Source organism: Clostridium tyrobutyricum (assembly GCF_019144085.1).
GTDB lineage: Bacteria > Bacillota > Clostridia > Clostridiales > Clostridiaceae > Clostridium_B > Clostridium_B tyrobutyricum_A.
Genome location: NZ_JAHHUY010000036.1, coordinates 14,255 through 28,568 on the forward strand (window position 1 = coordinate 14,255; position 14,314 = coordinate 28,568).

13 protein-coding genes and 1 other annotated feature are annotated in these 14,314 nt (G+C 27.7%); of the genes, 11 read left to right on the forward strand and 2 right to left on the reverse strand.

From position 1 onward, the window contains the following. Positions 1–245: 245 nt before the first annotated feature. Entirely contained in the window at positions 246–1,133 is an 888-nt protein-coding gene (locus KM800_RS12970; protein WP_217813467.1) for a LysR substrate-binding domain-containing protein, read from the reverse strand. A 127-nt stretch (positions 1,134–1,260) separates the two neighbouring features. Between KM800_RS12970 and KM800_RS12975 the strand changes: the two genes are divergently transcribed. From KM800_RS12975 to KM800_RS13025, 11 genes are all read left to right on the forward strand, one after another. Continuing rightward, on the forward strand, positions 1,261–2,790 hold the full coding sequence (locus tag KM800_RS12975) for a nitrite/sulfite reductase (RefSeq protein WP_217813468.1): 1,530 nt from the start codon (positions 1,261–1,263) through the stop codon (positions 2,788–2,790). A gap of 81 nt (positions 2,791–2,871) precedes the next feature. Further along, positions 2,872–3,588, forward strand: coding sequence for a LytR/AlgR family response regulator transcription factor (locus tag KM800_RS12980; protein WP_217813469.1), 717 nt, complete (start codon positions 2,872–2,874; stop codon positions 3,586–3,588). Beyond that, positions 3,585–4,943, forward strand: coding sequence for a sensor histidine kinase (locus KM800_RS12985; protein ID WP_217813470.1), 1,359 nt, complete (start codon positions 3,585–3,587; stop codon positions 4,941–4,943). Before KM800_RS12980 ends, KM800_RS12985 begins: the two co-directional genes overlap by 4 nt. Positions 4,944–5,101: 158 nt before the next feature. Further along, positions 5,102–5,998, forward strand: a complete 897-nt coding sequence (locus KM800_RS12990; protein WP_217813471.1) for an ABC transporter ATP-binding protein — start codon at positions 5,102–5,104, stop codon at positions 5,996–5,998. Positions 5,999–6,000: 2 nt separating this feature from the next. Then, positions 6,001–6,702, forward strand: coding sequence for a hypothetical protein (locus KM800_RS12995; RefSeq protein WP_217813472.1), 702 nt, complete (start codon positions 6,001–6,003; stop codon positions 6,700–6,702). Then, positions 6,699–7,514 carry a hypothetical protein gene (locus tag KM800_RS13000; protein WP_217813473.1) on the forward strand — a complete coding sequence of 272 codons (816 nt, stop codon included), beginning with the start codon at positions 6,699–6,701 and terminating at the stop codon, positions 7,512–7,514. Before KM800_RS12995 ends, KM800_RS13000 begins: the two co-directional genes overlap by 4 nt. 168 nt (positions 7,515–7,682) lie before the next feature. After that, positions 7,683–7,947: a binding site (T-box leader), on the forward strand. A gap of 61 nt (positions 7,948–8,008) precedes the next feature. Further along, positions 8,009–9,187, forward strand: a complete 1,179-nt coding sequence (locus tag KM800_RS13005) for a trans-sulfuration enzyme family protein (RefSeq protein WP_217813474.1) — start codon at positions 8,009–8,011, stop codon at positions 9,185–9,187. A gap of 484 nt (positions 9,188–9,671) precedes the next feature. Beyond that, positions 9,672–10,664, forward strand: coding sequence for an ABC transporter substrate-binding protein (locus KM800_RS13010; RefSeq protein WP_217813475.1), 993 nt, complete (start codon positions 9,672–9,674; stop codon positions 10,662–10,664). Positions 10,665–10,747: 83 nt separating this feature from the next. Next, positions 10,748–11,569 carry an ABC transporter ATP-binding protein gene (locus KM800_RS13015; protein ID WP_254906565.1) on the forward strand — a complete coding sequence of 274 codons (822 nt, stop codon included), beginning with the start codon at positions 10,748–10,750 and terminating at the stop codon, positions 11,567–11,569. Further along, complete coding sequence (locus tag KM800_RS13020; RefSeq protein ID WP_217813477.1) at positions 11,556–12,338, forward strand: ABC transporter permease; 783 nt, start codon at positions 11,556–11,558, stop codon at positions 12,336–12,338. The genes KM800_RS13015 and KM800_RS13020 overlap by 14 nt, the downstream gene beginning before the upstream one ends. Before the next feature lie 35 nt (positions 12,339–12,373). After that, positions 12,374–13,210: an epoxyqueuosine reductase gene (locus tag KM800_RS13025; RefSeq protein ID WP_217813478.1), complete on the forward strand. Its 837-nt coding sequence runs from the start codon at positions 12,374–12,376 to the stop codon at positions 13,208–13,210. 69 nt (positions 13,211–13,279) lie between these two features. Here KM800_RS13025 and KM800_RS13030 read toward each other — a convergent pair whose 3' ends face one another. Further along, positions 13,280–13,942 (reverse strand): helix-turn-helix transcriptional regulator, encoded by a 663-nt coding sequence (locus tag KM800_RS13030; RefSeq protein ID WP_330655640.1) that lies wholly within the window; start codon positions 13,940–13,942, stop codon positions 13,280–13,282. Positions 13,943–14,314: the final 372 nt, after the last annotated feature.

The following is a 14,314-nucleotide window of genomic DNA, read 5'->3' on the forward strand; positions in this document are numbered from 1 at the left end:
AATTATATTGTATTTCTAGAATGTTAGAAATACAAGGACAATTTGTATGAATATTGACAAAATAGCAGTTAGTACATACATCAAATAGAATTGAAAAATCATTATCAATATTTAAATTATATCAATCTCGTATATTTGATGTTTGTATTTACAATGATGACATTCAATCCTTATACTTTGATTGTAGTTTTAATAGTATTATATTATGTATTTGGAATTAACAAAAAACAATCACATAGATAATACTATTGATTTATATTGCTGTATTCCTGCAATTTTTCAAGAAATAATTCTATTATCTTGGACATACTTTCATTATGAACTAAATATGAGAAATATCTTTTGTATTTAGTTCTGGTGGGTATTATCTTTAGTCCATTATTTTTAATATCGGGTTCAATAACTAAAGATGAAATAAAAGTTATTCCCAAATTATTTTTTACAGCTTCTTTTATAGCATAGTTGCTTCCAAAAATTATAATGTTTTTGGGACATATACTATTATGATTTAAAAATATATTCAGATTCTCACCTGTTCCGGACCCATCTTCCCTATGTATCCAAGTCTGATTTGACAAGAATTTTTTTAATGATGAATTTTTTTCATATTTAAAAGAGTTAGGTACTACTATAACCATTGTATCTTCATAAAAATTTTTTAGTATATAGTCTTGTTTAGGTACAGTGCCTTCTATCAAGGCTATATCTATAATACGATTTCTAAATTTATCATAAATATTTTTCGTATTTTCTATGACTATTTCAAATTTTATATTTGGAAAATTTTTGGTAAATTCACCTAATAGTGAAGGTAGAATAAACTCACCTATAGTCATACTTGCACCTATTTTTAAAGTACCTGAAGGAGAGTTGGAGTAGTCATTTAATTCATTTTTGGTTTCATCTAAAATAAGAAGAAGTTGTTTAGCACGCTTATAAAGTATTTTACCTGTTCTTGTAATAAATATGTTTTTTTGTTTGTTTGATCTTTCTATTAATCTTGTATTAAAGTATTTTTCAAGATTTAGTACGTGCAAGCTTACACTTGGCTGGGATATATTAATAAATTTTGCAGCTTTAGTAAAGCTTTTTTTCTCTACTATTGCAATAAAAGTCTTTAATTCATCTATCAAAATTATCACCTTACCTATTAGGAATATTAATCGATTCTATAAAAAATATATATTATACTTATTGGTCAAGCAATAGTATACTTGAGTTAAACAAAGTTTTCAATAGTAAAAATAGAGGTGACATATAGTGAAAAATTTAAATGAAGTTCTTCTTGGCGAAGTAGAAGGATTTAGAGAGACAGGACATAAATTTTTAAATGGCGAAATTAGCAGAGGTGAATTTAAAGCAGCTTCTGGGGGAATGGGTGTATATGCTCATAGAAGTGGAAAAGAATTTGTAATAAGATTTAGAATACAATGCGGTGTAGTTTTAAGAAAAGATCTTGAGTTAGTTTATGATTTTGCCAAAAGGTATAGTCTAAATAGTATACATCTGACTACACGTCAGGCAATTCAGCTTCATGGAATGAATATTGATGACATTTGTGACATTATGAAGGAAGGTATAGTTAAAGGACTGTACTCAAGAGGAGGAGGAGGAAATTTTCCAAGGAATGTCGCAATGTCTCCTCTAAGTGGGGTGGACAATGACGAAGCCTTTGATGTGTCTCCTTATGCATTGGAAGTTAGCAATTATTTCTTAAATAAAATATATACATATAAACTTCCTAGAAAATTAAAGGTTGCATTTTCAGCAAATAAAAAAGATGCGGCACATACGACAGTGTGTGATCTTGGATTTTTGGCGGTATTTCAAAATAACAGAAAATATTTCAAGGTATATTTAGGAGGTGGACTTGGGAGAAATGCTAAAATAGCTGCTGAATTTCCTGAACTTGTAGAACCAAAAGATGTTTTATATCATGTTGAAGCAATGACAAGGCTGTTTATAAATGAGGGTGATTACAAAAATAAAGCTAGAGCTCGTATAAGATATATAATGGAAAGAATGGGGCAAAAACATTTTATAGATTGTTATAATAAATATCTCGAACAAGTAAGGCAAGATAAAAATTTAGAAGTACATGTTGAAGAAAAAAAGTATGATAAAAGCGGTGTTGAAATTTTTATAGAAGACCCAAGAATAATTTGTCAAAATAAGAAAGGACTATATAGTTTATATGTACATCCATTAGGTGGGATATTATCATTAGAAGATTTGAAGATTATTTTAGATGAAACCAAAAATATAGAAGATGTGGAAATAAGATTGGCTATGACAGAAGGACTGTATATTAGAAATTTAAATGGTATGGAGGTAAAAAAACTTTTGGAACTTACTAAACATATTGGAGGTACTACTCGTCTTGAAAATTCTGTAGCCTGTATTGGAGCTAAAATATGTCAGATGGGTTTTTTAGATAGTCAGGATGTGCTAAGAAGTATAATTGACTATTTTAAAGAAAAGAATTTTAGTGAAGATGTATTGCCTAAAATTCATATATCAGGATGTCCAAATTCCTGTGGTGTACATCAGATAGGTGAAATTGGTTTCTGCGGCAAAAGGAAGGATGTATTTGAAATATATCTGTATGGAAAGCTTGGATATGGAAATACAGTGTTGGCTTCTTCTTATGGAGATATACATAGAGAAAGCATACCGAAGTTTTTGTATGAAATTGCAACGATTTTACAAAGTTCAAATGAACAGTTTTACTTATGGTTAGAAAAGAACAAGATGAAATTTGAGAATATTTTAGAAAGGTATACAATGTAATTTGGAAAAATGCCACACATTTAAATACAAATGTGTGGCATTTGCTATAATATATGTAATAGTAAATATGGAGGAAATTATATGCTTGAAGTTATAATTTGTGAAGACAATTCAGTATATAGAAATAAATTAAAATTATTTATTGAAAATACTATACTAAGAAAAAATTTGGATTTGAAGGTGACCATTTCTACTGGAGACCCTCAAGATGTTATAAATAGTATAAATAAAAATAATATTACAGGAATTTATTTTTTGGATGTAGATTTAAAAAATAGTATAAATGGTATAAGACTTGGTGAAAAGATTAGAGAAGTAGATCCTTTAGGATTTATAATTTTTATAACTACTCATATGGAGATGAGTTATCTTGCTTTTAAATATAAAGTTGAGGCTATGGATTATGTAATAAAGGACGATGCAGACTTTAAGGAAAGAGTAAATAGTTGTCTTTTAAAATCATATCATACATATTACAAAAACAAGAACAGCGAAGAATATATATCTATAAATTCACAGGATAGAATTATAAATATAAGGATGGATGATATTTTATTTATTGAAACAGCATCATCACATAAAGTAAAAGTTCATGAAGAAAATAGACAAGTTGAATATTACGGAAACTTGAAGGATATACAGGAAAAACTTACACCTAATTTTTACAGATGTCATAAATCATATATTGTAAATAAAAATAAAATTTGTGAAATTGATAAAAAACATAATAAAATAATAATGATAAATGGAGAGAAGTGCTATGTTTCATTCAGATATAAGAAGGGACTTTTGGGATGACCATCAAATATTTTATAAATAATCTCTTAATTTATGAAATCGTACCATCTATACTTATGAGTATTATATGTTTTATATCCATATATACACTATATAAAGATAAAATAACTGTAAAAGAAATGAGAAAATATTTTTTTATCTCTTTTATAGTTGGAATAGTAATTTTCATAGGTTCATATTCAATAATTCTTCCTATACTTTCAGTTATTACTATTATTCAATTGAAAAATAATGAAGATAAAATTAGAATAAAAATATTGATAATGATATATGTCATTTATTTTATAAACAATATATATGGAATTATATATACATTTTCAGGTCAAAAAATATTCAAAATGTCATTTAAATACTTTTTTATTGAATTTGTAATATTATTTATTATTATAGTTTTTATATTTTTGATAATAAATAACAGAACTTTAAAAAGAAAAGTCCATATAGAAATTTCCCAATCACAGATAAGATTAAGAATGATTTTAGCAGCAAGTATACCAGTAACATTTATTATGTTTATAATTTATTTAACTATAGGAATTAAAAAAATAAGTAGGGACAAAATTTATTTTTTACTTGGTAATTTTGTGCCTTCAGCACTTCCTTTAATATCAATTATTCTCGTAAGTATAATTATTTATTATTATGATAGAAGTGTTGAATATAGAGTAAAATTGAAGAGAGAGGCTGAAGAAAAGTGTGAAATAGAAGAGTACACTCATATTATAGAGAATATGTATGGAGAAACAAGAAAATTTAAGCATGATTATATAAACATGATTTCATCACTTAAGGAATATATAGACAATGGAGAAATAGAAAATTTGAAAAAATTTTTTTATGGTAATATAGTTGATATGGACAGGAATATTAGATGGAATAATAGTAATATTGATAAATTAAAATATATTAAAAATATGCCAGCATTAAAAGGATTGATATCTACTAAACTTATAAATGCTTTGTCCATGAATATAGATATAGAAGTAGACATGATTGAAAATATTAATTATATATCTATGAATATAATGGATTTGTGTAGAATACTCGGTATATTAATGGACAATTGTATTGAAGCGGCAGAAAAATGTATATATCCTAAAATATGGATATGTATGGTAAATAAGAATGATTATGTAGTAATTGTACTGAAAAATAATTTTTCAGGGAAAAAACCAGAAATATATAATATATACAATAAAGGATTTTCTACCAAGGGGAAAGACAGAGGTCTGGGACTTTATAATGTGCGTTGTATTATAGATAGTAAATATGAAAATGTATTTTTAAATACATCAATTGAAGATAAAATATTTATTCAGGAATTGTGGATAAAAGGCGAAAAGAGGATGTCTTAAAAGATGTCCTCTTTTCATAAACGTTAAATTTTATTACATGACTGTCTAATAATTTATTTTTATGAATAAATAAACATTACTTGTGAAATGGTATGAAAAAACACAATGAAAATTTGATAATATATATTCATGAAATGAAAACAGGAGTGAAATATACAATGGAACCAATATTGGAAGTGAAAAATTTAAGCAAAAGATTTAAAAACAATAAAGTATTGGACAATATTAGTATGAAAGTATTTAAAGGTGATATATATGGATTTATAGGGCCAAATGGGGCAGGTAAAACTACTACTATTAAGTGTATTTTAGGACTGCTGAAGCACATAAATGGAAAAATTTACATATGCGGTAGAGAAATTTTAGAAAGTAAAGAATATATAATGTTAAATATTGGTGCAATGATAGATTATCCAAGTTTTTATACTAATCTTTCTGGATATAAAAATTTATTATTATATGCCAATGTATTAAATTTGGATGGTAATAGAGTAGATGAAGTTTTGGATTTAGTTAAATTATCAGAAAATAAGAATAGGAAAGTATGTATTTACTCTATGGGAATGAAACAAAGATTGGCAATTGCAAGGGCATTTCTAACAAAACCGAAAATTGTTATACTAGATGAACCTACTAATGGACTAGATCCAGGTGGAGTTAAGGATATGAGAAATTTAATAAAACATTTAGCTAATGAAAATAATACAACTTTTATATATTGTTCTCACATTTTAAATGAAGTTCAAAATTTATGCAATAGAGTGGCAATTATAAATAAAGGTAAAATACTTGTTGAAGATTCCATAAATAATTTATTGAATGGTGATAAGGAATCGTATCATATAGTATCAAATGAAAAGGATAAACTCAAGAGCATATTAAGAGGTTTAGCTTTAAAAATAACATATACGGATACTGGAATAAATGTTGAAATTAAAAAGGGAGATTTTAGAGTGATTAATAAATTAATAGTAGATAGTAATGTAGATGTTAGAGACATTTCAAAAAACAATATATCTCTGGAAGACTATTTCCTAAAAGAAACAGGAGTATAAATATGATAAAAAATGAATTGATAAAAATTTTTACTCCTTTAAAGATTTTAATATATGGAGGATTTTTACTAGTATTTGTTTTATTGAATAATATAATATTTGGAGGACAGATAGCTTTAACAAAAACACTTTATGATTTTATACATGATAATATATTTGATTTAATTATTATTATACCTATAATGTTATCATCAATAGTTTCTGAAATATTTACTTATGATTATCAATGTGGATGCATGAAATTTTTTCTTATTTACAAAAAAAGATATCAAGTATTTATCTCAAAAATTATTTCTATAATTCTAATAACAGCAGTATTAATAATAGCCGCATTTTTTGTTTTAACGTTTGTTTATATTTTTAAAGATTCAAATTACGTAAATATTTCCAAGGAAGATGTATTGTTAATAATAAAGACAATTATATTTTTCTTGATTGCTTTATTACCTATTCTTCTCATATATGTTGCAATATCTATAATATTTAAAAATAGTGCAATTATATCATTATTAGTTTTCTTGTTAGTAATAATGTCTGATTTCTTTTCCAAAACTATTGGAGATATAACTCCGAGAAGATTTTGCATTGATTTTTTGTTGCACAATAGATTTGATAAATTTTCTATTATTCTATTTGCATCCTACTTAATAATTTTTGGATTATTTGATATAAGTATATTTACTAAAAAGGAGATATTACGTTGATAACTAAATTTTTAAAAAATGAAATTATTAAAATGCTCAGTTCAAAGAGAAATTATATATTATTGATTTTTATGGCTTTTATGATTGGAGCTATAATATATATGATTTATTTATCAAGGGGTAATATAATAAATAATACACCTAAAAGTAAGCAATTTAGTTCAGAAATCAAATGGCAGATTATGAATATGAACAGTATTATATTTTTAAGTCAATTTAGTGTTGAATTTATTTTCAGATCAGCTGTACCATATTTTTTGTTCTTTATGACTGTATTTTCAGTAGAAAGTTTTGGTGAAGATTTTTATAGTGGAAATATGAAGTTTTTTGCAAATATAGATAAGAAATGTACAAATATACTTAAAGCTAAAATATTATGCTTGATTATTTATTCGTTTTTGATAGTAATGATTAATTTGATTTTGGGATTTATTATTAGTTCTTTAGTTTTTGGAGTAAGTTTTAATGGATTGTCAAGAATCATAGTAATTTATTTATCTGCCATTATTCCAGCAGCTTCGTTTGCTTTGATTATTGGCATTATATCAATGTTTATAAAAAATAAAACTATAAGTTTAACAGTGGGATTTGCTAGTTCAATATTTATAACTGTTTCTGATAAAATTACAGTTAGCAGAAATTTTTCTCCTATTGGAATAATAGGAATTATAGAGAAATTTGGAACAGAAAATGTTTATTCAAATATGCCAGTGAAAAGTTTAATTATGCCTAATATAATAGCAGGTATTTATCTTGTATCATTTTATTATATAGGGAAAAAGATTTTTAGTAATAGAGAATTCATTTATTAGATCATAACAGAGGAAGTCTTTTTTTAGTTCCAATTGATATCTGTAGTTTATAGTGGTTAAGTATTTTTGTAACACATTAGCCTAAACTTTTTCTTAAATTGATTCTTAAAATCTGTACTTGATTAAATTTGATTTATATAGTACAATTGCTATAATTCAAATATGCGTCTAATTGCAATGACAAGAAGAGTAAATTATAATTTGACTATTATAGAGAGTGTTTCCCTTGGGTGAGAGGAAATTCTAGTTGATAATAATTGAAGTGCATCTTGGAGCTCTGAATTGAATTCTAGTAGATTTCAGCGAGTATGCTCGTTAAAGCATTGAGGTATGATTGTACCAAAAAAGAGTTACCTTATATTTGTAAAAATTAATTTTTATACTTTATAGGATAAACAGAGTGGAACCGCGGAAGTAACCTTCTGCCTCTGAATAGAGGCAGGGGGTTTTAGTTTTATAAACTTAAAAATAAATGATATTTGGAGGGATTTATTGTGAAAAAGGAGTTTGCAACAAATCTTATACATAATGGTGAACAAAGCCAAGATTCTGTTTCAAAATCAAAAACTCTGCCTATTTTTATGAGCTCGGTATTTGCTTTTGACGATGTGGAAACTCTGGACAGTGTATATGAAGGACAGTCCAAGGGATATGTATATTCAAGAAATGGGAATCCTGGGCATGATGCTTTGAAGGAGATAATGTGCAGTATCGATGAAGGAGAAGATGCTCAGGTTTTCTCTTCAGGTATGGCAGCTGTCACTATGTCAATTTTATCTTTGGTAAAGTCAGGAGACCATATAATAGCAGATAATGTGTTATATGGAGGAACTCATCAGTTTCTAAAAGATGAGTTGAGTAAATTTAATATAGAAGTCACGTTTATTAATGTTGTTGAGGACAATATAGAGAAATATTTTAAATCAAATACGAAATTAGTATATTTAGAAACTATATCAAATCCATTGATGGAGGTTGCAGATTTAACTAAAATGTCTAAAATAGCTCATTTGCATAATACAAAATTAATTGTGGATAATACTTTTTCAACTCCTATAATATGTCAGCCACTGAAATTGGGAGTAGATATAGTTGTATATAGTGCTACAAAATATTTATGTGGTCATAGTGATGTAACTGGTGGAATTGCAGTTTCAAGTAAAGAATTTATTCAAAATATAAGAAATATATCAGCACTTTATGGACCTATGATGAGTCCTTTTGATAGCTGGCTTTTGGTAAGAAGTCTCAGAACATTGGAACTTAGGATGATGCAGCATTCAAATAACGCTTTGAAATTAGCAGAATTTTTAGAAAAACATGAAAAAATCAAAAATGTATTTTATCCTGGATTAAAATCATCACGTGCTAATAAAACAGCTATTAAAAATTTTACCAATAATTTGTTTGGAGGAATGATGAGTATAGATTTATATGCTGGTGAAAGAGGAGCTTATGAACTTATAAAAGAACTTGATAGTATAAAATTTGTACCTAGTTTAGCTGGAGTAGCTACATCCGTATCATATCCTGTAAAAACTTCTCACAGAGCATTTAGTGATCAGGAACTTTTTAAGGCAAATATATCAAAGGGGCTTATACGTATTTCCACTGGATTGGAAAACATTGAAAATTTAATTTCTGAATTTGATAGAGCATTGAATAATATATAATTTAATAATATATAAAAGTGCAATTTATAATTTAAAATATAGAAATTTTACAATATACAAAAAATTTTTTATTTTATACTTGATTAAATCATATTTATATAGTATTATCTTAAATAAGTTAATTAAAAATATAAATTGTGATGATGAGAAGAGTAGGTTATGATTTGACTATAAGAGAGGATCTCTCATGGATGCGAGGAGATCTTAGTCGATAATAATTGAAGTGCATCTCGGAGCACTGAATTGAAGCTTAGTAGATTCTAGCGAATATGCCCGTTAGAGCATTGAGGTATGATTGTACCAAAAAAGAGTTGTCTTGTATTTATATATTGATTTTCATATTGTATACAGGATAAACAGAGTGGAACCGCGGAAGTAACCTTCTGCCTCTGAATGAGGCAGTGGGTTTTTTATTTTTGGAGTCCGGAGTCCAAAAATAAGCTATTATATATAGTTAAACTATTTGTAAAAGGAGATTAAGCTTATGAAAATAAAAAAGTTATTGGTATCATTTTTAGCTATAACATTGTCCATAGGTATAACTGCGTGCTCCAAAAGTTCACAAAATAATTCATCTTCTAATAGCAAGTCAAGTAATAAAGAAATAGTAATAAAGTACCCTAATACTCAATGGTATGATCTTGTATACATAGCTGATGCAAATGGATATTTTAAAGAGCAGGGAATAAAGATAGATTACGTTGGAGAAGTACCTGCACCGCAAATTGTTCCATCTGTGGCGTCTGGAAGTATTGATTTTGGATTGAGACATACCCCACTTGTTGCAATGGCAAAGGCTCAGGGCTCAAATCTAAAAATAGTTGCAGCCGGCACTCAAACATTGGCCAAGTACCCTCATATGAGATATATGGTAAGAAAGGACAGTGGTATAAATAGTATTAAAGATATTGCAGGTAAAAAAGTTGCTATAAATTCATTTGGTGCGTGTTCAGAATTTGTTACAAGGGAGTTTTTAAGAAGCCAAAATATTGATCCTAATAATGTGCATTTTGTTGTTCTTCCTGATTCACAACAAGAACAGGCTGTTGACAATGGTGTTATAGATGTTGCAATTGTACATGCACCATATACTAAGAAAGCTGTTAAAAACCCGAATTTGAAAGAATTAACTAATGACTATGCATATAAAGAGGGTATAAGTGGAATGTGTCCATATTTTACAAGCGAGGAATTTGCAAAGAAAAATCCTAAGGCAGTAAAAGGATTTGTGGCTGCTGTAGGTAAAGCGGCAGATTGGTCAAAGACACACGAAAATGAGGGTAAAGAAATTATAGCAAAAAAATTGGGTATTAAAGCTGATGATGTTGAAGCATGGAATTACTATCCTCATCAGGTTATTCAAGAAGGTGCAGTAAAATGGTGGATAGACTATTTGGAGAAAAATGGTAAATTAAAGCCAGGTCAAGTTAAAGTTGATGAGCTATATACAAATGAATTCAATCCTTACAGTAAATGAAAATATTAGTTGTATATTAACTTCATTATCAGTAAGCATAGTAATTACTATGCTTACGTTATTTATTATAGGTTAGGATGGAGATGGAAAATTTGGAAAAAATATCAGTAAGAAATGTAGAGCAATTTTATCAGCATCCTACTGACAAAAAAGCTTATATCAAAGTTCTGGAAAATATAAATCTTGATATTTATGAGGGACAATTTGTATGTTTGGTAGGACCAAGTGGATGTGGAAAATCAACGTTGCTTAATATTATAGGAGGTCTTATAAAACCTACCAAAGGGGATGTTCTAGTTGATTCGAGTAAAGTGAATGGTCCAGGAAGCGACAGAGGAATGGTATTTCAGGGATATGCACTTCTTCCATGGAGGACAGTTTTAAAAAATGTTGAGCTTGGACTTGAAATAAATAAAGTACCTAAAAAGGACAGGAAAAGAATGGCAAGGGAGTTTATAGATTTAGTTGGACTATCTAAATATGAAAAATATTATCCTGGTCAGCTATCAGGAGGTATGAGACAGAGGGTGGCCATAGCAAGAGGACTTGCATATAATCCCAAAGTACTTTTAATGGACGAGCCGTTTTCTGCATTGGATGCTCAGACTCGTGAAATTCTTCAGTATGAATTACTTAACATATGGGAAAAAACTAAAAAGACAATTGTTTTTGTAACTCACAGTGTAGATGAGGCCATATATTTAGCAAATGAAGTTGTTATATTGGGATCTAATCCAGGAAGAGTAGTAAAAAAACTTAATGTTGATCTTTCATATCCACGCAGCCATGATAATAGTGAGTTTCAGAAGTTAAGAAAAGAAATATGGTCTGAAATAAGTCAACAGGTAAATAAAAGTTCTAATACAGAGGACAGAAAGAGAAGTGATGATTATGAAATTGCTTAAATTAATTGGTTCAAAGCTTTATTTACTTATTTTTTCAAATTTATTATTGATTATATTTCTTGTTTTGTGGCAGATTCTGCCTCAAATAGGAGTACTAAAAGAAAACTATACAAGTACTCCAACAAGGGTGTTAAACTCTATTGTAACATTACAACAGAATGGACAGCTTAAAGTACATGTATTGATAAGTTTAAAAAGAATCATGTTTGGTTTAGGTATTGCTATTATGGTTGCAGTTCCACTTGGTTTATTTATTGGTAGAATCAAATTCCTAGAGTCTCTGCTGGATTCTTTCCTACAATTTTTTAGACAAATATCTGCATTGGCACTTTTTCCTGTTTTCATATTGTTCTTTGGAATTGGAGAAACTTCTAAAGTAGCAATTATATTTTGGGCCAGTTTATGGCCGGTATTAATAAATACCATTAGTGGAGTAAAGAGTGTTAATCCTATATATATAAAATCTGTATTGACGATGGGGTCAGGAAAATTTATGACTTTTGTAAAAGTTATCCTTCCGGCTTCAATTCCTTCAATTTTAACAGGAATTAAACTTGGAAGTGCTTATGCCGTTATGGTTCTGGTTGCAGCTGAGATGATAGGTGCACAATCTGGATTGGGATTTTTAGTCAATAATTCTCAGGAAATATTTAATACTTCATTGATGTATGGAGCAATAGTCTTGTTATCTATATTGGGGATTTTATTAAATTTTATTTTAACTTTTTTTGAGAAGAAGTTAGTTTTCTGGAGAAAATTCGATTCATAATTTAGTATAAATCAGGTATACACGAGGTGGATTAAATGTCAAACTTTTCAAATAAAAATTATCAATTAAAATATAATATTGTAGATAGAGCAAAAAAATTAGGTATGAATATTGTAGGCTTTGCATCTGTAGATAGGTGGGAGAAATATAGAGACACAAATCCAGAATATTATCCACAGAATATATGGCCTGGTATGAAAACAGTTATTGTATTTGGAACACAAATATATTTACCAATGCTTGAAACAACTCCATCTATAGTTTATTCAGAATTATATAATACAACTAATAGAATTTTAGATGAAACTGCATATAAAATAGCAAATTATTTAAATACACTAGGACATCAGGCACTTTTTTTCCCAAGAGATTGTTATGGAGATATTTCTGTTCTTGTCAGGAAACCTGCGGCAGCATTTTCTCAGGTACTAGCTGCAAAATATGCTGGACTTGGAACTATTGGATATAACCATACTTTATTGACAAAAGAATTCGGACCAAGAGTGAGATTGGTTTCTGTCATAACCAATGCTGTTCTGCCACCTGATCCTATGCTTAAAAAAGATCTTTGCATAAAGTGTGAAATGTGCAGAAAATGTTGTCCTACAATTTCTTTCACTACTACAGAAAATTTAGTTGCAGATATGAACAAGAAAAGATGTGCTGAATACCATGCTAAGTTAAAAGCTGCATTCTGTTATCCCTGTGGAGTATGTATAAAAGTTTGTCCTGTAGGTGATGATAGAAAAGTATATGGATATAATCCGAAAAAATATCTAAAGGAAAGAGAAGTATTGAGAAAGGATAAAAATAATTCTGAATATGCTGGATGGGTACATTGTAGAAATCATGGATCTAATCCAATTGAATAATAAGGTATCTTAAAGAAACTAAGATGAGTATGGACTTGTATTAAAAACAGGTCTATACTCATTTTAGTTTTATTTATATTTATTTAAATATCTATATATAGTAGGCTCTGACACTTGAAGAGCCTTGGCAACTTCAACTACAGCGCCTTTCAAGTTGAAGGCTCCCTTATCATATAAATGTTTTACTACACAGGTTTTTTCATCAACTGACATTCTCTCAGGTAAAATATTTATTTCAGATATAGCTTCTTCTATCATTGTATACAATAGATCATCTACATTGTCGTAAAATTGTTCCTGAGTTTTTATATGTTGTTCATTCTTATTTATATCTATATTTGATATAAAACTTAACTTGTCCATTAAATCCTTGACTTTATTATAAGGTTCAATATCTATGTTCACACATAAAACACCTATTATTTTATTATTGTCATTTTTTATAAAATAACTTGCAGACTTAAATGTTTTAAAATTTCCAACAGCCTTATAGTTTGCTGCAAAAGGTTTCTCTTTATATGTTTTATTTTGAATTATATTAAGAACTAAATCGGTGAGAGGTCCGCCTACACTTCTTCCCGTAAGGTGGCCGTTTTTTATAAAAATTATAGAATTGTTAGGAGCAGTTACATCCTGTATTACTACTTCACAATTATTTCCCATGATTTCAGAAATAAATTCAGCAATGGGTATATATTTTTTCAGTAATTCTGTGTTATTCAAATTTTTCACCTCAACTATTATTTAATTTATAACAATAAAGATAATAAATAAAATGAAAATAACAAGTAGTTACCTAATAATAAAATTATCCCAACATAAAATACTTAGTTTTAATTATATCATTAAATTTATATATTAAAACCCATATTTATAAAATACTTATAAAATATTTTTAGTATAAGAATTTATATACTAAAAATAAAGTATAAAATTATTAATTTTACAATATGTAATTTTAATTGAAATCATAAGAAAATTTAAAACTGATTTAATTATAAAATCACTCATATTTTAATAAATTTATATTTTACTATTGATTTATATGGAATTTCCAACTATAATTTAATAATATATTATTAATTTAATAATATATTATTAAAT